The sequence below is a fragment of the Bradyrhizobium sp. A5 genome, from assembly GCF_042076515.1.
Classification (GTDB): Bacteria; Pseudomonadota; Alphaproteobacteria; order Rhizobiales; family Xanthobacteraceae; genus Bradyrhizobium; species Bradyrhizobium cosmicum.
In genome coordinates this window covers 4,177,019-4,195,906 of sequence record NZ_CP148990.1, presented here as the reverse complement: position 1 = coordinate 4,195,906, position 18,888 = coordinate 4,177,019, and the positions used below count along the sequence as shown (strand labels likewise).

At 64.3% G+C, this 18,888-nt stretch carries 15 protein-coding genes and 1 tRNA gene; 12 read left to right on the top strand and 4 right to left on the bottom strand.

The annotated features are described in order from the left end of the window. Positions 1–25 precede the first annotated feature (25 nt). The 9 genes from rnz to WHZ77_RS20210 all read left to right on the top strand — a co-directional run bounded on the left by rnz (position 26) and on the right by WHZ77_RS20210 (position 7,621). A complete protein-coding gene (gene rnz / locus WHZ77_RS20250; protein ID WP_375309550.1) occupies positions 26–928 on the top strand; it encodes a ribonuclease Z in 903 nt (300 codons plus the stop codon). 122 nt (positions 929–1,050) lie between these two features. Next, positions 1,051–1,254, top strand: a complete 204-nt coding sequence (locus tag WHZ77_RS20245) for a hypothetical protein (protein ID WP_375309549.1) — start codon at positions 1,051–1,053, stop codon at positions 1,252–1,254. 172 nt (positions 1,255–1,426) lie between these two features. Further along, a tRNA-Gln gene (locus tag WHZ77_RS20240) sits at positions 1,427–1,500 on the top strand. Positions 1,501–1,666: 166 nt separating this feature from the next. Then, positions 1,667–2,029, top strand: coding sequence for a DUF1428 domain-containing protein (locus WHZ77_RS20235; protein WP_375309548.1), 363 nt, complete (start codon positions 1,667–1,669; stop codon positions 2,027–2,029). 948 nt (positions 2,030–2,977) lie between these two features. Further along, a complete protein-coding gene (locus WHZ77_RS20230; RefSeq protein WP_375309547.1) occupies positions 2,978–4,231 on the top strand; it encodes an ABC transporter substrate-binding protein in 1,254 nt (417 codons plus the stop codon). 68 nt (positions 4,232–4,299) lie between these two features. After that, on the top strand, positions 4,300–5,163 hold the full coding sequence (locus WHZ77_RS20225; protein ID WP_375309546.1) for a branched-chain amino acid ABC transporter permease: 864 nt from the start codon (positions 4,300–4,302) through the stop codon (positions 5,161–5,163). 13 nt (positions 5,164–5,176) lie between these two features. Further along, complete coding sequence (locus tag WHZ77_RS20220; RefSeq protein WP_375309545.1) at positions 5,177–6,148, top strand: branched-chain amino acid ABC transporter permease; 972 nt, start codon at positions 5,177–5,179, stop codon at positions 6,146–6,148. Next, complete coding sequence (locus WHZ77_RS20215) at positions 6,138–6,905, top strand: ABC transporter ATP-binding protein (RefSeq protein ID WP_375309544.1); 768 nt, start codon at positions 6,138–6,140, stop codon at positions 6,903–6,905. The genes WHZ77_RS20220 and WHZ77_RS20215 overlap by 11 nt, the downstream gene beginning before the upstream one ends. Next, positions 6,902–7,621 (top strand): ABC transporter ATP-binding protein, encoded by a 720-nt coding sequence (locus WHZ77_RS20210; RefSeq protein ID WP_375309543.1) that lies wholly within the window; start codon positions 6,902–6,904, stop codon positions 7,619–7,621. Before WHZ77_RS20215 ends, WHZ77_RS20210 begins: the two co-directional genes overlap by 4 nt. Here WHZ77_RS20210 and WHZ77_RS20205 read toward each other — a convergent pair. Next, complete coding sequence (locus tag WHZ77_RS20205) at positions 7,603–8,274, bottom strand: TetR/AcrR family transcriptional regulator (protein ID WP_375309542.1); 672 nt, start codon at positions 8,272–8,274, stop codon at positions 7,603–7,605. The genes WHZ77_RS20210 and WHZ77_RS20205 overlap by 19 nt on opposite strands. Before the next feature lie 110 nt (positions 8,275–8,384). On the opposite strand from WHZ77_RS20205, the gene WHZ77_RS20200 reads away from it, so the two are divergent. Further along, a complete protein-coding gene (locus WHZ77_RS20200) occupies positions 8,385–10,673 on the top strand; it encodes an arylsulfatase (RefSeq protein WP_375309541.1) in 2,289 nt (762 codons plus the stop codon). Positions 10,674–10,685: 12 nt separating this feature from the next. On the opposite strand, the gene WHZ77_RS20195 is transcribed toward WHZ77_RS20200, so the two are convergent. The 3 genes from WHZ77_RS20195 to WHZ77_RS20185 all read right to left on the bottom strand — a co-directional run bounded on the left by WHZ77_RS20195 (position 10,686) and on the right by WHZ77_RS20185 (position 15,631). Further along, positions 10,686–11,252 carry an invasion associated locus B family protein gene (locus WHZ77_RS20195; RefSeq protein WP_375309540.1) on the bottom strand — a complete coding sequence of 189 codons (567 nt, stop codon included), beginning with the start codon at positions 11,250–11,252 and terminating at the stop codon, positions 10,686–10,688. A gap of 63 nt (positions 11,253–11,315) precedes the next feature. After that, positions 11,316–14,462 carry an efflux RND transporter permease subunit gene (locus tag WHZ77_RS20190; protein ID WP_375309539.1) on the bottom strand — a complete coding sequence of 1,049 codons (3,147 nt, stop codon included), beginning with the start codon at positions 14,460–14,462 and terminating at the stop codon, positions 11,316–11,318. Continuing rightward, positions 14,459–15,631, bottom strand: a complete 1,173-nt coding sequence (locus tag WHZ77_RS20185) for an efflux RND transporter periplasmic adaptor subunit (protein ID WP_375309538.1) — start codon at positions 15,629–15,631, stop codon at positions 14,459–14,461. The genes WHZ77_RS20190 and WHZ77_RS20185 overlap by 4 nt, the downstream gene beginning before the upstream one ends. A gap of 379 nt (positions 15,632–16,010) precedes the next feature. Between WHZ77_RS20185 and WHZ77_RS20180 the strand changes: the two genes are divergently transcribed. Both WHZ77_RS20180 and WHZ77_RS20175 read left to right on the top strand, forming a co-directional pair. After that, on the top strand, positions 16,011–16,250 hold the full coding sequence (locus tag WHZ77_RS20180; protein ID WP_375309537.1) for a hypothetical protein: 240 nt from the start codon (positions 16,011–16,013) through the stop codon (positions 16,248–16,250). Positions 16,251–16,475: 225 nt separating this feature from the next. Next, positions 16,476–18,887: a TonB-dependent receptor gene (locus tag WHZ77_RS20175; protein WP_375309536.1), complete on the top strand. Its 2,412-nt coding sequence runs from the start codon at positions 16,476–16,478 to the stop codon at positions 18,885–18,887. The last annotated feature ends 1 nt before the right edge of the window (position 18,888 follow it).

Sequence of the window (18,888 nt, the reverse complement as noted above, 5' to 3'; positions counted from 1 at the left end):
CTCAGGTGCCGCCGGATGCGTGATCATGTTCGCCCTGACATTTCTCGGGACCTCGGCCAGCGTTCCCTCGGCAGAACGAAACCATCCGGCCCTCCTCGTTGAAGCCGCAGGCAAGCGCATCCTGGTCGATTGCGGCGAGGGCACGCAACGCCAGTTGCTGCGGAGCGGCGCCGGCTTTGGGCGACTTGATCGCATCCTGCTGACCCATGGTCACCTCGATCACGTGCTCGGCATCCCCGGCCTGTTTTCAACACTGGGCCTGCGGCGGAGCGCCGAAGTGATGACCATTCACGCCGGCGCTGGCACGCTGGATGTCGTCGCCCGCATGCTCGCGGGCCTGTGGGGCGCGGGCAGGGCGCCGATCCCGGTTGAGTTCGTTCCGTTGACTAAAGGACAGGTCGTCGACGCCGGGGAGTTTACCGTCGACTGCTTTGCTGTCCGCCACCGCGACACCGACAGCTTTGGCTTCGTGTTCCAGAGCCCCGCACGTCGCCATCTCCTGTCCGACCGCCTCGCGGTGCTCGGCGTCCCTGACGGTCCGATGCGCGGAGAGCTGGCTGCAGGGCGGCCGATCGTGATCGCAGGTCGAACGATCGATCCGGAGGACGTGCTGGGGCCGCCGCGCGGCGGCAGGAAGCTCGTCGTGATCGGCGACACCGAGACCAGCGATGGGCTGTCCAGATATGTCGCCGGCGCCGATCTGCTGGTGATCGAGGCGACGTTCCTCGATCGCGACGCGTCGACCGCGCGGGACTACGGTCATCTCACGGCAACCGAGGCCGCCTCGTTTGCTGCGGCAAACAGCGTCAAACAGCTCGTGCTGGTCCATATGTCGGGACGCTATCAGGATGACGAGGTCCTGGCCGAGGCGGCAAGGATCTTTCCGCACACGCGGATCGCCGCCGACTTCGACCACATCGTGATCTAGTCGAGGTCCATGGCGCGCGCGTTAGCCTTACCGGTCAAGGTTGACGGGACATCGTGCTCACACGGGGGCGCCGATCGCGATAGTTTGGGTGCCTGAACAGTAACCCATGTTTTGAGAGCCCAATGTCTCGTTCCGTTGAATTGATCGTCGAAGGATATGTGCGGCTGAACGATCGCGATGCGCTCCACGAGATCCTGACGCATCGGCAGGACCTGCTGCGGCAACTGGTATCGGTGACCGGCGTCGATCCGAGGCAGGCCATCGCGCAGGTCAGCGAGGAGATCACCATCATCGAAGCCGGGCTCGCGACGCTCGCGCCGGAATAAGCGCGTCCCCAGGCCCACAGTCGGGTCAACAGCTCCGTGCACCGCAGCGCTTGCCAGCCCCGGGACGAGCGGGTAGAACGCTGGCACGCCTGAGCCGTGATTTGCGCCCAAACGCGCTTCCGGCCACAGCCGGACAGATCGATAAGTCATTGAATTTGTTCGGCTATTCCGTTGGGGAATGGTGTAACGGTAGCACAACAGACTCTGACTCTGTTTGTCTTGGTTCGAATCCAGGTTCCCCAGCCAATTCCGGGCGCTCCTCCAGGCTCAAATTGACCTCGTGGCCGGCGACCAGGCCCCGGCTCGGCGGGCGCAACTCGCGGCGGTTTGCCTCACCTGAAATGCGCATGTGCCGGTCGGATCGCCGTCGGCCGCTTCGTCCTTGGGGCGTGTACCCTCAAGGAGATCCGTGATGCCCTATGTCGATGGCTTCGTGCTCGCCGTGCCCAGGGACAAGATCGAGGCCTACAAGGTGCTGGCGCGAAAGGCCTGCGCGGTGTGGATGGCGCACGGCGCACTCGACTACGTCGAATGTATCGGTGACGACGTGCCCTATGGCGAACTGACGTCGTTCCCGCGCGCGGTGATCGCGAAGGAGGATGAGGTCGTGGTGTTCTCCTGGATCGTCTACCGCGATCGGCAGACCCGCGATGCCGTCAACAAGAAGGTGATGGCGGACCCGCAGTTCCATGGCGCCGACATGCCCTTCGACGGCAAGCGGATGGTCTATGGCGGCTTCACCACGCTGCTGCAGGCGAGCGACGTCGTCGGTTGACGGGGCATCTGTTTCGCTCGTGTCCCGGACGCGCTGCAGCGCACCGCTGAAGTAGCGCTGCACTGCGTCCGGGGCCCGAGACCTGAGTCTTCGCGCGCAACTGCATCATCCTCGTCATTGCAGACACAGCTTCGCATCCTCGCGGCGTGTTTCGCCCAGCTTTGCCTGGTCGTCTCACCCTCAAATGAAGGAGGGCGCAGGGAAGACCGGGTGCCGGCCGGGCACCCACGGTCCACTGTGCGAAAGGTGGCAACAAGAATTTGCACAGCGGCATACAGGTGAAGCCAAACATCCGGCCTTCCCTGCGCAGTGGTTTTACGGCTTATGTCGCGCTCTCCTCGGGGAGCGATGCACTATTGCCCCCGTCGCCTTGCAGATGGCTGATGCGCGCACCGGTTGGCCGCTTCATCACCGCAAGACTTGGCGCACAGACCCCGGGCGTCAGGACCACACGATTTTGCCGTACGCAGATCACACCGGTCGTGCGTGCGATGTGCGTCGCTCACGGTTTCCCGCCCTGCGATCACCGTCGCACCAGTGTGGCCCACGTCCACCGCCGTCCGGCCCGCGTTCGTGACGATCGCGATACGCCCCTCTTCCTTGGGCCGGAGTGCGCGCAATATCCGCCTATTCCGAAATTCTGTAAAGGCGAATATTTTTGGTGGCGCGGGTTGACCGGTGTCTTGGGTGTTTTGCCCGTCGGGCAACGCAAGATCTCGTAGCCGTCGCAGTTGTCCTTCGTCCACCAGGCGACGCCAGATTGAACCACCGCACATGGCGCCGCGTTCGCTGCTTCCTTATGCAGCATTGCGCAAGTCCGTTTCACCTTGCCGGTATCCGGATGGCATGCCATCCTAGGGTCAGCCAGGCATAAACAAGCGGAAGCGGGCGCCAGCCACAGCTTCCAAAAAACCTTGGTCGGGGAAACCCTTTGGGAGGTCTGATTTCATGAATTTGAAGCACGTCACCGGGCTGCTTTGCGCGGCCGCGATGTCCCTTGCACTCGGCCCAAACGCGGACGCGCAAGACAAGGTCGTCAAGATCGGCGTGATCCTGCCGATGTCCGGCGGCACCGCCTCGATCGGCGCGCATGCCAAGGCGGCGCTCGATGTCGCCACCGATATCATCAACAACGCGCATCTCGAACTCGGCAATTTCCCGCTGGCGAAGAACGCAGGCCTCGCCGGCCTCGGCGGTGCCAAGGTCGAAGTGATCATCGCCGACAACCAGGGCAATCCGGCAACCGGCCAGAACCAGGCGCTGCGTCTGATCACGGAAGATAAAGTGGCCGCATTGTTCGGCTCCTATCAGTCCGGAGTCACGCTGACCACGAGCGCGATCGCCGAGAAATACGGCGTTCCCTTCCTGAACTCCGAATCGGTCGCCGCCAATCTCACCGAGCGCGGCTTCAAATGGTTCTTCCGCACCACGCCGATCGCCACCGACTTCGCCAGGATCTATGTCGACTTCCTCGCCGACATCAAGGCGCGGGGCGCCAAGACCGACAGCGTCGCGCTGGTTCACGACAACACCGAATACGGCTCCTCGGTCGCGAACACGATTGCCGGCGCTTTCAAGGAGAAAGGCCAGCCGATCGCGCTCGACGTCGCTTATCCCGTCAACGCGACCGACGTCCAGGGGCAGGTGCTCCAGCTCAAGGACAAGAAGCCGGACGTCGTCATCATGATCAGCTACACCTCGGACGCGATCCTGTTCGCCAAGACCATGCAGTCGCTGGACTACAAGCCGGCAGTGCTGCTGGCCGACGATGCCGGCTACTCCGATCCTTCCTTCACCAAGGCAGTTGGCAAGATCTCGCAGGGCGTCTTCAACCGCTCGTCCTGGGTCGTCGGCCCGTCGGGTTCAGCATCCGCTGTTATCGCCGACATGTACAAGAAGAAGAGCGGCGAGGAGATGGACGACACGGTCGCCCGGCAGATGCAGGGCTTCTTCGTGCTGGCCGAAGCGATTGACCGCGCCGGGTCGATCGAACCTGCCAAGATCCAGGCCGCGCTGAAGGCGACAGACCTGAAGCCCGAGCAACTGATGATCGGCTACAAGGGCGTGAAGTTCGACGACAAGGGCCAGAACGTCCTCGCCTCCGGCGCTATCATCCAGCTCCAGGATGGCGAGAACTACGTCTCGGTGTGGCCGAAGACCAACGCCGAAAAGGCGCCGATGCTGCCCTACAAGGGCTGGTGAGGTTGCTTGAGGGCGGGACCGCGCGTCCCGCCTTTTCCTTACGTGATTTGATCAGAGCAACGCAGCTCATGTCCTTTGTCCTCGTGCAGGTGATCGTCGGCGGGCTTCTGCTTGGCGCCGTCTACGCCCTGTTTTCCTCGGGCCTCACGCTGGTGTGGGGCATGATGAACATCGTCAATTTCGCGCATGGCGATTTCGTCATGCTCGGCATGTACGTCGCCTATGTCGTCTACACCCTGGTGGGGGGAGGGCCGCTCCTCGGCGCACCGCTGGCGACGCTGGTGCTCGCGACCGTCGGCGTCGTGGTCTATTTCGCCCTGATCCGCGACATCATGAAGGGGCCGATGCTGGCCCAGATCCTCGGCACCTTCGGGCTCGCGCTGCTGCTGCGCTATTCGGTGTTCTGGTGGTTCGGCGCCAACTTCCTGTCGATGCCGCCGAACATCGTCGGCGGCACCTACGCGTTCGCCGGCCTGCGCATCGAGGCCTCGCGGCTGCTGGCCGGCGTGGTCGCGCTGCTGGTAACATTGGGCCTGCATCTGCTCCTGACGCGCACCTCGCTCGGCTCGAAGATGCTGGCGGTGGCGGAGGATCAGACCGCGGCGCAGCTGATGGGCATCCGGCCCGACACCATGCAGGCGATCGCCTGGGGCATCGCGGCCGGCGCCACCGGTCTTGCCGGCGCTCTGATCGCGAACTTCTTCTACATCGTACCGACGGTCGGCGAGACGCTCGGCATCGTCGCCTTTGTCACGGTCTCGCTCGGCGGTTTCGGCAGCGTGCCGGGCGCACTCGTGGCGGGCCTGTTGATCGGGGTGATCGAGTCGCTGTCCGGCTATCTGATCGGCGCGGTCTACAAGGACATCGTCGTCTATGTCCTGTTCCTGCTCTTCCTCTGGTTCCGGCCGCAAGGCTTGATGGGTAAATCCTGATGGGGAAGCTGTAATGCGGCGCCTGATCTGGCTCTCAGTCGTCGCTGCCTGTGCGATCGCCTATCCGCTGCTGATGTCCTCGCCGTTCCAGCAGCGCCTCGGTGCGCTGGTGCTGCTCTATGCCATCGCGGCCTCTGCCTGGAATATCGTCGGCGGCTATGCCGGACAGGTGTCGGTCGGCCATGTCGTGTTCTTCGGCTGCGGCGCCTATGCCGCGATGGCCTCCTACGCCAAATTCGGTCTGTCGCCGCTGTTCGGCATCCCCGGCGGCATCGTGCTGGCGGTCGGGCTCGCCGCGATCATCGGCGTGCCGACGCTGCGGCTGTCAGGTCACTATTTCAGCATGGCGACCATCGCGGTGGCCGAGACGGTGCGGTTGATTGTGACCAATACCGAATGGTTAGGCGCAGCTGTTGGCCTCTCTGGTCCGACCGTTCCGCGCAACGTCTTCGATCTCTCGTTCCTGTCGTCGCTGCCGTACTACTATCTCTTTCTCGCGGTGCTCGTGATCACGTTGCTCGTCACCTGGTGGATGACCAACAGCCGGATGGGATTTTACCTGCGCGCGATCAAGGATTCCGAGCGGGCCGCGCGTTCGCTGGGCGCGCCGGCAGCACGCACGAAACTCTACGCCTACATGCTGAGCGCGGCGCTCACGAGTGTCGCCGGCGCGCTCTATGCGATGATGTTCGGCTTCGTCGATCCCGAGTCCGGGCTCGGCATCCTGATCTCGGTGAAAATCCTGATCATGGCGGCGCTGGGCGGGGCAGGGCTGCTGTTTGGGCCCTTGGTGGGAGCCGCGATCCTGGTGCCGCTGGAGGAGATCTCCAACAGCTGGCTCGGCGGCAAGGGCGCCGGGCTGACCTTCGTGCTTTATGGCGCGATCATCGTGCTGATCGCGCGCTTCCAGCCGGGGGGCTTGCTCGCTCTGTTCACGCGCCGCAGCAAACCGAATACCGACACGGGAGCCGGCCATGCTCCTTGAGGCACGCGGGATCACGAAGGCGTTCGGCAGCTTCAAGGCGGTGGACAATGCCTCCGCGACGCTGGAGCAGGGCGACATTCTCGGTCTGATCGGGCCGAACGGCGCCGGAAAATCCACCTTCTTCAACTGCCTCACCGGCGACCTCCAGGCGACTTCGGGCCGCGTGCTGTTCGAAGGGAAAGACATCACCGACTTCACGCCGGAGCAGCGCGCCGGCCTCGGGCTTGCCCGCACCTTCCAAGTGCCGCAGACTTTCGAGGGCATGACGGTTCTGGAGAACGTCATGATCGGCGCGTTCCTCCGCACCTCGCATCGCAAGGAGGCCGAGACGAAGGCCCGCGCCGTGCTCGAGCGTGTCGGCATGATCAGGCTCGCGGATGCGCCGGCGCGCTCGCTCGGCACGCCCGGCCGCAAGCGGCTGGAGATCGCGCGCGCGCTGGCGACCGAGCCGAAAGTGCTGCTGCTCGACGAGGCCATGGCGGGGCTCAACGCGCATGAAGTAAAGCTCGCGATCGATCTCGTTCGTGACATTCACCGCTCCGGCATCACGCTCGTGATCGTCGAGCACATCATGGAAGTGATCATGTCGCTGGCGAGCCGCGTGATGGTGTTCCACCAGGGCAAGGAGATCGCCCGCGGCAGCCCGCGCGACGTTACCTCCAACCCGGCCGTGATCGAGGCCTATCTCGGCAAGCGCGCGGCCAAAGCGGCCGCGGGCCATACGCCGGTCGAACTGATGGGCGGGCCCGACCTATGAGCGGAGCGCTGCTGCGGATCGAGCACCTCGAGGTGCGCTATGGCGACCTCATCGGCGTCTCCGACGTGTCGCTGGAGGTGCCGGAGGGCAGCGTCGTCGCGCTGCTCGGCTCCAATGGCGGCGGCAAGACCACGACGCTGAATGCGATCGCCGGGCTCATTCCCGTGCATTCGGGATCGATCAGCTTTCGCGGCGAGGACATCGCCGGGCAAAAGGCGTTCACGATCGTGCGCAAGGGACTGGCGCTGTCGCCGGAGGGCTGGCGGCTGTTCGTGCAGCAGAGCGTCGAGAACAATTTGATTCTTGGCGCCACGCCGCTGCACGACAAATCGCGCCAGGCAGTATTGCTCGAACGGGTCTACGAGTTCTTCCCGCGCCTGAAGGAGCGACGCAACCAGCGCGCCGGCACAATGTCCGGCGGCGAGCGGCAGATGCTCGCGGTCGGCCGCGCGCTGATGAGTGATCCAAAGCTGCTGATGCTGGACGAGCCCTCGCTCGGCCTCGCGCCGGCGGTGGTCGAGTCCATGTACGAAACCTTTGGCCGTCTGCATCGCGAGGGCCTGACCATCCTGCTCGCCGAGCAGTCGATCGAGCTGGCGCTGGAAGTCTCCGACTTTGCGACGGTGTTGCAGGTCGGCAAGAGCGTGCTGTCCGGCACGGCCGCGGCGCTCGCGGAGGATCCGCAAGTGCAGAAGGCCTACCTCGGGGTGGGGTGACCGGCCTCCGCCTGAAGCAGCAGCAGCAGCAGGCAGCCGGCGAGCCGCGTCTCCATCTCTTTCGCCGAAAGCGACAGCGGGCCGGGATCGTTGAGGATCGCATTCACCAGCGTGCCCAGCACGACCTGAAAGCCGAAGGCGATGGCGCGGGTCTTGGCGGCCTTGCGGCCCTTGCGCATGGCCGGGAGCAGGAGAGGGGTGGCGCGCATCGTGGTTGCTTTCGCGAGCGCCTTGAACGGCGACCATGTGTCCGGGCGAGTGTCATCGTGCTGAAGCGCGGCGCGGAGCACGCCCTCGTGGTTGCGCATCCAGGCGATGATGCCGCTGACGATGATCGTGCAGAGCGTGTCGAGAGCCGTGTCAGATGACGGCCGCCTGATCTCCTGGAGCCGCTGCTCGCCGTCGCGTGCGGCTAGCGCCATCAGCGCGTTGAAATAGGCCTCCTTGCTCTCGAAACGGCTGTAGAAGGCGCCGACAGTGGCGCCCACTTCAGTGCAGAGCGCCTCGATCGAGAGTTCGGCAAGGCTGCGCGTCCGCAGCATGTCGGCGCCGGCGCGGAGCAGCGCCAGCGTAGTCTCGCGGCTGCGCTTCTGCCGCGACGGGGCGACACCCGGGAGGTCGAAGTCGCGAGGCTCGTCCGGCGTTGGTCGCATCCGTGCTTGCATCCGGCTTAAATCATAATCATAATTCGGATTATAATTTAGGTGGGACTGGGCCCCGGGTCAACCGTGGCGGCTCACGCCACCAAATAGGGGAGGATCGGATGAGCGCAGGCAACGGCACGCCGTTTCGCGGCACCGTCGGCAAGACGATTGCAGAGTCAAAGCCCTGGTGGCCGGAAGCGGCGAGGCCGCCCAAGGGCGCGCCGAACATTCTGGTCGTGCTGTTCGACGACGTCGGCTTCTCCGATTTCGGCTGCTACGGCTCGGCGATCAGGACGCCGACCATCGACAGGCTCGCCGCGGAAGGCTTGCGCTACAGCGGTTTCCACACCACGGCGATGTGCTCGACGACGCGTGCGGCGCTGCTCACCGGCCGCAATCATCATTCGGTCGGCGTCGGGTGCCTCGCCAATTTCGATTCCGGTTATCCCGGCTACCGCGGCAAGATCGCGCGCGAGGCGGGGACGCTCGCGGAGATGCTGCGCGTGCACGGCTATCGCAACTATATGGTCGGCAAATGGCATGTCACGCCGCTGACCGAGAGCGGCGCCACCGGTCCGTTCGACGGCTGGCCGCTGGGGCGCGGCTTCGATCGCTTCTATGGCTTCCTGGATGCGGAGACCGACCAATATGCGCCGGAGCTCGTCTCGGACAACACGCATATCGATCCGCCGGGCAGCTACGCCGACGGCTATCATCTGACCGAGGATCTGATCGACCAGTCGATCCGCTTCATCGGCGATCATGTCGCCGATCGCCCTGATGTTCCCTGGCTGACCTGGGTCGCGCTCGGCGCCTGCCATGCGCCGCACCAGGCGCCGATGGATATCATCCGCAGCTATGATGCCGCCTTTGCGCATGGCTGGGACGTCGAGCGCGAGCAGCGGCTCGCGCGGCAGAAGGCGATGGGGCTGGTGCCTCAGGACACGCGGATGCCGGCGCGCAATGACGGGGTGAAGGCCTGGGAGGAGCATTCGGCCGACGAGCGCCGGATTTTCACGCGCCTGCAGGCGGCTTTCGCCGGCATGCTCGACCATTCCGACCGGCATCTGGCGCGGCTGATCGCGTTCCTGGAGACGGCCGGCATCCGCGACAACACCGTCATCATCGTGATGTCCGACAACGGCGCGAGCCAGGAGGGCGGACCGCTCGGCTTCGTCAACGCGATGGGGCCGTTCAACTTCAAGCCGGAGCCGCTCGCGGAGAAGCTTGCCCGGATCGACGACATCGGCGGGCCCGACACGCACAGCAATTTTCCGCATGGCTGGGCCATGGCCTCGAACACGCCGCTGCGGCGCTACAAGCAGAACACCCATGGCGGCGGCATCCGCGATCCCTTCGTGATCAACTGGCCGAGGAAGATCACAGGTCGAGGCGAGCTGCGGCACCAGTTCGTCCATGCCTGCGACCTCACGCCGACGCTGCTGGACTTGATCGGCATCGCGGCGCCCGCCGAGATCGCGGGCTGCCGGCAGATGCCGCTGGAAGGCGAGAGCTTTGCGCGCTCGATCGCGGACGCGTCAGCGCCCTCGAAAAGCTCGCCGCAATATTTCGAGATGTTCGGCCATCGCGGTCTCTGGCACGGCGGGTGGAAGGCCGTCGCGTTCCATCCGTCGGGCACGCCGTTCGAGAGCGACAAATGGGAGCTGTTCCATCTCGACGAGGACTTCTCCGAGACCAATGACCTTGCGGCGAAAGAGCCGGAGCGTCTGGCCGCGATGATCGCGAAATGGTGGGCGGAGGCCGAGACGCGCAACGTGCTGCCGCTCGACGACCGCTTCGGGCCGCGCTTTGCCGAAAACGCCGCGCGCTTCCACGGTGCGCGGCATCATTTCGTCTTCCACGCCGGCATGGGCCATGTGCCGACCGACGTCGCCCCCGACGTGCGCAGCCGCAGCTACACGATCGAGGCGCATGTCGAGATCGGCGGGACGGGCGCGGACGGCGTGCTGATCTCGCATGGCGATGCGACGTCGGGCTACAGCCTCTACGTCAGGGACGGCCATCTGGTGCACGATCTCAACATCGGCGGCAACCATCAGATCGTTCGGTCGGACCGGAAAGTGCCGTCAGCTGCGCGGCGGCTTGGCGTGCATGTCGAGCGCCTCGTGCGCAAGGAGGCTCCGGCGAAGGGCTCGCGCACCGGCGTCACCGAGTACACGCTGCTGATCGACGGCGAGCCGGCGGGATCGCTGCAGACCCAGCTCGGCTTCCACACGCTGATCTCGTGGTCTGGCCTCGACATCGGCCGCGATCGCGGCAGCCCGGTGTCGCATTACGAGGCGCCGTTCGAATTTGACGGACGACTGCTGCGCGTCACCGTCACCATGCACAACGACCAGAAGCTCGACGGCGAGGCCGTCGGCAACGCACAGATGGCGCGGCAGTAGAGACGAAGGGCGTTACTTGATCTTGTCGTAGGCGGCCGCGAAATCGCCCAGCGGCATCGGGATCGCGATGGTCTCCTTGGCCATGTTCTGGAAGGAGACCTTCAACTGCTTGCCTGACTTCAGGCTCGCGAGCAGGTCCGGGGCAATCGGCGTCGAGGCGTAGCAGCCGCGGTTCTCGCAGGTCTGGATCTGGAGGTCGACCGTCTTGCCCTCGTCGACCTGAAGCTTGGCGCCCACGGGCAGGTTGAGGCCGAGCGGCAATTGCAGCAGCGCCACCGGCGTGCGGGTGTCGGGCGCGATGCGGATGTTGATCAGGACGATGGTCTGGCCGGTCTTGGTCAGCACCGCGTTCTGCTCGATCGCGCATTCGAGCGGCGCGTCGCGGCTGGCGCTGGTGCAACGTGCAACCCAGCCGGCCTGCTGCGCCGGAGCACCGTCAGCCTGCGGCTGCGTCGGAGCTGGTGCGGGCTGTGCGGCAGGCGCCGCATTCTTCCTGGCGCCGCCCTGCTGGGCATATGCCGCGCTCGTCGATAACAGCAGTGCAGCGGCAAGGGCGACAAGTCGGGATTGCATGGGCATGGCGAAACCGCGTTGGCGTGACCGGGGGCCTCGCTGTAGCGTCGCGGCCGCCGCGGTGCAAGCCTACTCGGCGGCTTCCTTGACGGTGCCGTGCTCGGCCGTTTCATGGCCTTCGCCGTCACCCGAACGGCCCCAGCCCGAGAACCAGTTGTTGAGCTCGTCGAGATAGAGATAGACGACTGGCGTCGTGAACAGCGTCAGCGCCTGGCTGACGATCAGGCCGCCGACCATGGCGTAGCCGAGCGGCTGGCGGATCTCGGCGCCGGTGCCGTGACCGAGCATCAGCGGCACGCCGCCGAGCAGGGCTGCCATCGTCGTCATCATGATGGGTCGGAAGCGCAGCAGCGCGGCCTGGCGGATCGATTGCTCCGGCGTCTTGTGCTCGTCGCGTTCGGCGGCGATGGCGAAGTCGACCATCATGATGCCGTTCTTCTTCACGATGCCGATCAGCAAGATGACTCCGATCAAGGCAATGAGGCTGAACTCGAAGCCGGCCGCCATCAGGATCGCGAGCGCGCCGACGCCGGCCGAGGGCAGGGTCGACAGAATCGTGATCGGATGGATGTAGCTCTCGTAGAGAATGCCGAGGATCAGATAGACCACGACCAGCGCGGCGAGGATCAGCAGCGGCACGGTGCCGAGCGACTGCTGGAACGCCTGCGCGGTACCCTGGAAGCTCGAATTGAGCGTCGGCGGCGCGCCGAGATCGGCCATCGCCTTCTGCACCGCCGCCGTGGCCTGACCCAGCGCGACGCCCTGCGCGAGGTTGAAGCTGATGGTGATCGCCGGGAACTGGCCCTGGTGGCTGATCGAGAGCGGGCGGACCGGATCGGTGCTCCAGGTCGCGAATGTCGACAGCGGGACCTGGTCGCCGGTCAGCGGCGAGCGCAGATAGAGCTTGTTCAGGCTCTCGAGGCTGCCCTGCATCTCCGGCAAAATCTCGAGGATCACCTTGTAGGTGTTGAGCTGGGTGAAATATTGCGTGACCTGTCGCTGTCCGAAAGCGTCATACAGCGTGTCGTCGATCAACTGCGGCTGGATGCCGTAGCGCGCCGCGGTGTCGCGGTTGATCTTGAGCTGGACCGTGGTGCCCTGGGTCTGCTGGTCGGTGGCGACATCGCGCAGCTCCGGCAGCGTCGCCATCTTGGCGAGGATCTTTGGCGCCCAGTCGTTGAGTTCGGCGAGATCGGCGTCCTGCAAGGTGAATTCGAATTGCGTGCGGGTCGGACGGCCGCCGAGCCGGACGTCCTGTGCGGCCTGCATGTAGAGGCGGGCGCCCTCGATCTTGTCGAATTGCGGGCGCAGTCTTGTGATGATCTGCTGGGCCGAGGCGTCGCGTTTGTCGCGCGGTTTGAGCGTGATGAAAAGGTTACCGTTGTTGCCGGCGCGGCCGCTGCCGCCGATAGACATGGCAACGCTGGCAACGTCCGGGTCGGCCAGGATGACCTTGCCGAGCTGTTCCTGACGCCTCACCATTTCCTTGAACGAGATATCCTGGGAGGCTTCGGAGGTCGCGGTGATCAAGCCGACGTCCTGCTGCGGGAAGAAGCCCTTCGGGATCAGGATGAACAGGTAGACCGACAGCCCGAGCGTGAGGAAGAAGATCGTAAGCGTGGTACGACGCCAGGCCAGCGCAAGGTCGAGCACATGTTCGTAGCCGCGCAGCATCGCATCGAAACCGCGTTCGCTCCACTGGTAGAACTTGCCGTGGGTCACCTCGCCATGGGCGCGCAGGAAGCGCGAGGCCATCATCGGGGTCAGCGTCAGCGACACGAACATCGAGACGAAGATCGTCATCGCCAGCACGACGGCGAATTCGCGGAACAGGCGCCCGATGATGCCACCCATTAGCAGCAGCGGGATCAGCACCGCGACCAGCGAGATGCTGATCGAGACGATGGTGAAGCCGATTTCCTTGGAGCCCTTGAAGGCCGCCGCCATCGGCGTTTCGCCTTCCTCGATGTAGCGCGTGATGTTTTCCAGCATCACGATGGCGTCGTCGACGACGAATCCGACCGCGATCGTGAGCGCCATCAGCGACAGATTGTCGAGCGAATAACCCCAGACCCACATCAGGGCGCACGCGCCCAATAGCGCCAGCGGAACCGTGATGGTGGGAATCACTGTCGCCCAGAAGCTGCGCAGGAAGATAAAGATGACCATGACCACGAGGGCAATGGTCAGCAGCAGCGTGAACTGGACGTCCTCGACCGCGGCCCGGATGGTCGTTGTGCGGTCGCTGATCACCTCGATCTTGATCGCGGGCGGGATCGCGGCGACGAGCCGGGGCAGGGTTGCCTTGATCCGGTCGACGGTATCGATGACATTGGCGCCCGGCTGCTTGAAGATCACCAGGAACACGCCGCGCTTGCCGTTGGCCCAGGCCGCCTGCTTGGCGTCTTCAGCGCCGCTGACCGCCTGGCCGATGTCGCGGATGCGCAAGGGACCGCCGTTGCGATACGCGATGATGACGTCGTTCCAGTCCTTGGACTGGGTGAGCTGGTCGTTGGCGTAGATCGTGTAGGCGCGCTTCGGCCCGTCGATGTTGCCCTTGGGGCTGTCGACCGTAGTGATGGCGATCTGGCTGCGCACGTCCTCGAGCGACAGGCCCTTGGCGACGAGCTTCGCCGGGTCGATCTGGATGCGGATGGAGGGTTTCTGCTGGCCGCCGATGAAGACTTGCGCGACGCCCGAGAGCTGGCTGATCTGCTGGGCGAGCTGGGCATCGACCGCGTCACTGACGCTGGTCAGAGGCAGCGTCTCTGATGTCGCCGACAGCAGCAGGATCGGGGCGTCGGCCGGGTTGACCTTGCGGTAGGTCGGTGGTGACGGCAGATTCTTTGGCAGTTGGCCGCTGGCGGCGTTGATGGCGCCCTGCACGTCGTTGGCGGCGCCGTCGATGCTGCGGTTGAGGTCGAACTGGATGGTGATCGACGCGGTGCCGAGATAGCTCGTCGACGTCATCTGGGCGATGCCGGGGATCTGGGCGAATTGCCGCTCCAGCGGCTGCGCCACCGACGAAGCCATCGTCTCGGGACTGCCGCCAGGCAAATTAGCGGTGATCTGAATGGTCGGGAAGTCCACCTGCGGCAGCGGCGCGACCGGCAGCAGGGGGTAGGCGACGAGACCGACGAAGAGAATGCCGGCCATCAGCAGCGAAGTGCCGATGGGATAACGGATGAAAGGTGCCGAAATCCCGCCCGCGTTCATTCCTGTCGTACCTTGTTCTGGCTTGGATCCGAACTCGCCACGGCCGTCGAGACGAGGCTCCCGGGCTGCACCTTGAACTGGCCGCCGGTGATCACCTGCTGCCCCGGGGTCAGCCCTTCATCGACGACTGAACGACCGTCGATGGCGTAGCTGACCTTGATCTTGTGCACTTCGGCCTTGTTGTCCTGATTGACCGTGTAGGCATAGAGGCCGTTGGTCGAATGCTGGACCGCGTCATCCGGAACCACGATCGCGTCCTTCAGAGTGCGCACCAGAAGGCGGGTCGAAACCGACTGGCCCGGCCACAGCGCGTGGTCCTTGTTGTCGAACACCGCCTTGAGCCGAATAGTCCCGCTGGTGGTGTCGACCTGGTTGTTGATGACCGCAAGCTTGCCTTCGGCAAGCGTCTTCTTCCCGTCGGTCGTGAACGCGATCACCTTCAACGCGCCGGCCTTCTGGCCCTCGCTGATATAGGGCAACTGGTCTTCCGGCGCGGTGAAGATCACCGAGATCGGCTCGACTTGCGAGATCGTGACGATGCCGGTCTGGGTCGAGGCGTTGACGATGTTGCCGACGTCGACCAGGCGCAGGCCCGCGACGCCGGTGATCGGCGCCTTGATCTGGGTATAGTCGAGCTGGGTCTGCGCGTTGGAGATGGCGGCCTCGTCGGCGGCGATCTGCGCGGTGAGCTGGGCGACGGTGGAGCGCTGGGTGTCGACCCGCTGTGCAGTGGCGAATTCGCCGAGCTTCGTGGCGCGCTGCAGCTCGAGATTGGCGTTGGCCAGACTCGCTTCGTCCTGGGCCTTCTTGGCCTTGGCCTGGTCGAGCGCGGCTTGATAGGGGCGGGGATCGATCGAGGCCAGAAGCTCGCCTTCCTTGGCGATCCGGCCTTCAGTGAAGGCGATCTTGTCGATCTGTCCGTCGACGCGACTCCGGACTTGCACGGTGTTGAAGCCCGCAACCGTGCCGAGGCCGGTCAGATAGACCGGGAAGTCGACCTTCTGGACCGGTGAAACGCTGACGGGGACGGCGGACGGGCGCGGCGGTCCCTTCTGGGCGGTCTGGGATTTTCCGCTCTCGGGCGAGCCGTATTTCTTCCAACCAAAGTAGCCAGCGGAGGCCACAGCCGCGATGATCAGAATCCAGAGGACCGGCCGTGATGTCTTCATATCGGCTCGCATGCCCAAAGTTATGAATTATGGGCCAATCATAGGGTTCCAGCACGCTTGTATAATACACGCCAAGTTCGAGTGTAAACAGCACTATCGCCTGAGAATCCTAAACAATTGGAAAGCTTTGCACTGCCTGGGCAGCCCTTTGGCGAAGCGGTGTGCAGTGCTGCATTTTCCCGTGAGGAACGATCAACGGGCAAAGCTTGTGCAATGCTCGGAACCGGTGTGGGCGGGCATGTCGCGTCGTCGGCAAAGCCTGCTCCGACAGTGAGTGCGCCGGCTCGCGCGAGAACGGTTCTAAACCGTCGAGGTGGCGTTTCGGTTGTCAGGAAAATCTGCATCGGTCATATCGGCCCCGCCACAACGGGAGCGCAGGATGGACGAGCTGAACGGCAAGCTGATCGCGTGTCAGATTCTGATCACGGGTCTGATCGCGCGCGTCGCCAACGAGCAGCGCGATCCCTTGCGCTTTCTCACTGAATTCCGCGACGAGATCAAAGCCGTCGTTGGCGGCGTCAATATCGCCGGCATGGACAATTCCGATCGCGTGCGCGCGGTCGCGCAGAAGACCGTCGACGAATTGTTCTCGCTGATGAAGCCGCCGAGCAGCGATTGACGTCGCGCACGACGCTGGTTTTCGCTGCGTTTTTCCCGTTCGATTTAGAACGACTCCAATCTCGGTTTAGAACCGTTTCAAACTACAGTTTAGAATCGTTTTGATCTGGACTTATTCAAGGGTTCTCGCGGCGTGCTCGCATTGACCCGCTATTTTGCCGCCGATACCAACAGCTTCATCGTTCGTCGAAGTGAATGAACGAACAGGAATATGGGGCGTGTTGAAATGGGGCAGGTGTTGGCACCGAGATCGTTGCGTTCGGTCGCAGCGTTCGACTTGATGGATGAAAAGTGGTCGGCAGGTTCCGGCAAGACGGTGTCGGCAGTCGCGAGCTTGATCGCGGTGGCGTCGGTGTCGAGTGGCGCGCAGGCGCAGCAATCGAACCTGCCGCCGGTGACGGTCGATGCTCCCGTCGAGCGTCCGCGCCCGACAGCCTCGAAGCCGACCGCAGATCAGGTCCGTGCGCGTAATGCTCTGCGCCGCGCCGCACAGCGCCAGCAGGCCCAGCAGCAGGCCGCCGCCGTCACACCGGGCGCCGCCGGCGCCGTGGATCGCAATCCCTATGCCGATCCGGCGGCGCCCTACAAGGTCGACCACGTCCAGGCCTCCGGCAAGTTTCCGGAGCCGATGCTGAACACGCCGAAGACCATCACCGTGCTCAGCAAGGAGGTGCTCCAGGACAAGAACGCCACCACGCTGAAGGAGATCGGGCGCTCGACCGCCGGCGTGACGCTGGGATCGGGCGAGGGCGGCAACGCGTTCGGCGACCGCTTCTTCATCCGCGGCTTCGACGCGCGCAACGACGTGTTCATCGACGGCATCCGCGATCCCGCCGTTTCCATCCGCGAGAACTTCTTCACCGAGCAGATCGAGATTCTGCGCGGGCCGGCATCGTCCTATGCCGGCCGCGGCACCGCCGGCGGCGCCATCAACATCGTCACGAAGCAGGCGGGCGACACCAACTTCAAGCGGATGGATACCGAGTTCGGCACCGACAGGACCAAGCGCGTCACGCTCGACGTCAACCAGGTCATCGATCCGACCTTCTCGGTGCGCGCGGGCGGCCTGTTCCAGGATGCAAACGTCGCCGGGCGCGACTACGTGACCGACAATCGCTGGGGCTCGTTCATCTCGACCAAATACACCCCGACCACCGATCTGAAGATCACGACGAACTACGTCCATACCGACCTCAGCGGCCTGCCAGATTTCGGCGTGCCCTACTACAAGCAGGGCAACGTGCCGGTGACCTCGGCCGGCATTCCGCGTGGCAACTGGTACGGTTTCCTCAATCGCGACTTCCAGACCGCGCGGCAGGATTTCGGTACCGGCACGATCGAGTACAAGGTCAACGAGGCCATCACGCTGAGCAGCAAGGTGCGCGGCGAGCACTCGCTGCTCAACTATATCGGCACGCTGCCGCAGAACCCGAATACGACCAGCCCCAATCCGCTGCTATGGACCACGACGGCGAGCGCGCAGAGCCGCTACCAGAACGTGGACGTGTGGGCCAACCAGAACGAGGCGACGTTCAAGCTCGACACCGGCGGCGTGAAGCACACGGCGGTGTTCGGCGTCGAATATTCGAACGAGAACATCTCGATCGACCGTTACACCGGCCTGTCGTCGGAACTGTTCGGCGGCGGCTCAACCAGCAGCGGGGCGGTGACGGGAGTCAATCTCTATTCGCCGCAGTACACCAACATTCCCTTCAGCAACACGCCGTCGCTGGTTGGAAACCCGACGCGTTACGGCGTCAACACCAGCAGCGTCTATGTCATGGACACCGCGAACTGGCAGGACACCATCATCGTCAACGGCGGCATTCGCTATGACGGCTACAGCCAGAGCGCATCGACGAACTCGGCCTACCTGAAGCAGAACGCCGATCTGGTGAACTACAACGTCGGCATGGTCTACAAGCCGATGTCGATCGGCAGCATCTATGCGGCCTACGCGACCTCGGCCAATCCGTTCGGGTCGGAGCTGGACGCGACCGGCACCGACTACGGCGGCGTTCCCGCCAACTCGACCATCCTGCTCGGGCCCGAGCGCAACAAGGCGGCCGAACTCGGCACCAAATGGGAGCTGGCAGACCGCCACCTGCTGGTCAGTGCCGCGCTGTTCCAGACCACGAAGGACAACGCCCGCGAGACCGTCAGCGGTCTGCTCACCTCTGGCGCGGCCTACCGCATCCAGGGTATCGACATCGAGGCCGAGGGCAAGATCACGGACCGCTGGAGCATCTTCGGCGGCCTGGTGCTGATGCAGTCGAAGGTCACGCAGAGCGGCGTTGCCTCCAACCTCGGCCTGCAGCTTGCCAACGTGGCGCACCAGTCGTTCAGCATGCTGACCAAGTACAAGTTCGACGGCGGCTGGGAGCTTGGCGGGCAGGCGGTGTACCGCTCCAAGGTCTATGGCGGCACGTTCGCGGCCAATACCGGCAACGAACTGCCGAGCTACTGGCGCTTCGACGCGTTCGTCGAGAAGAAGATCGACGCGAACTGGACCATGAAGTTCTATGCGCAGAACCTGACCAACAAGCTGTACTACGATACGCTCTATCGCAGTGCAGTACCGTTCGTCGCGGTCGCGCCGGGACGGGCGTTCTATCTCGTAACGACAGCGAAGTTCTGAT

Bases quoted from the DNA above. Each gene is read 5' to 3' on its own strand.
- WHZ77_RS20230 (WP_375309547.1), top strand. From the start codon at position 2,978: ATGAATTTGAAGCACGTCACCGGGCTGCTTTGCGCGGCCGCGATGTCC.
- WHZ77_RS20220 (WP_375309545.1), top strand. From the start codon at position 5,177: ATGCGGCGCCTGATCTGGCTCTCAGTCGTCGCTGCCTGTGCGATCGCC.
- WHZ77_RS20235 (WP_375309548.1), top strand. From the start codon at position 1,667: ATGCCCTATGTCGATGGCTTCGTGCTCGCCGTGCCCAGGGACAAGATC.
- WHZ77_RS20185 (WP_375309538.1), bottom strand. From the start codon at position 15,631: ATGAAGACATCACGGCCGGTCCTCTGGATTCTGATCATCGCGGCTGTG.
- WHZ77_RS20195 (WP_375309540.1), bottom strand. From the start codon at position 11,252: ATGCCCATGCAATCCCGACTTGTCGCCCTTGCCGCTGCACTGCTGTTA.
- WHZ77_RS20200 (WP_375309541.1), top strand. From the start codon at position 8,385: ATGAGCGCAGGCAACGGCACGCCGTTTCGCGGCACCGTCGGCAAGACG.
- WHZ77_RS20175 (WP_375309536.1), top strand. From the start codon at position 16,476: ATGGGGCAGGTGTTGGCACCGAGATCGTTGCGTTCGGTCGCAGCGTTC.
- WHZ77_RS20210 (WP_375309543.1), top strand. From the start codon at position 6,902: ATGAGCGGAGCGCTGCTGCGGATCGAGCACCTCGAGGTGCGCTATGGC.
- rnz (WP_375309550.1), top strand. From the start codon at position 26: ATGTTCGCCCTGACATTTCTCGGGACCTCGGCCAGCGTTCCCTCGGCA.
- WHZ77_RS20180 (WP_375309537.1), top strand. From the start codon at position 16,011: ATGGACGAGCTGAACGGCAAGCTGATCGCGTGTCAGATTCTGATCACG.
- WHZ77_RS20245 (WP_375309549.1), top strand. From the start codon at position 1,051: ATGTCTCGTTCCGTTGAATTGATCGTCGAAGGATATGTGCGGCTGAAC.
- WHZ77_RS20205 (WP_375309542.1), bottom strand. From the start codon at position 8,274: ATGCGACCAACGCCGGACGAGCCTCGCGACTTCGACCTCCCGGGTGTC.
- WHZ77_RS20225 (WP_375309546.1), top strand. From the start codon at position 4,300: ATGTCCTTTGTCCTCGTGCAGGTGATCGTCGGCGGGCTTCTGCTTGGC.
- WHZ77_RS20190 (WP_375309539.1), bottom strand. From the start codon at position 14,462: ATGAACGCGGGCGGGATTTCGGCACCTTTCATCCGTTATCCCATCGGC.
- WHZ77_RS20215 (WP_375309544.1), top strand. From the start codon at position 6,138: ATGCTCCTTGAGGCACGCGGGATCACGAAGGCGTTCGGCAGCTTCAAG.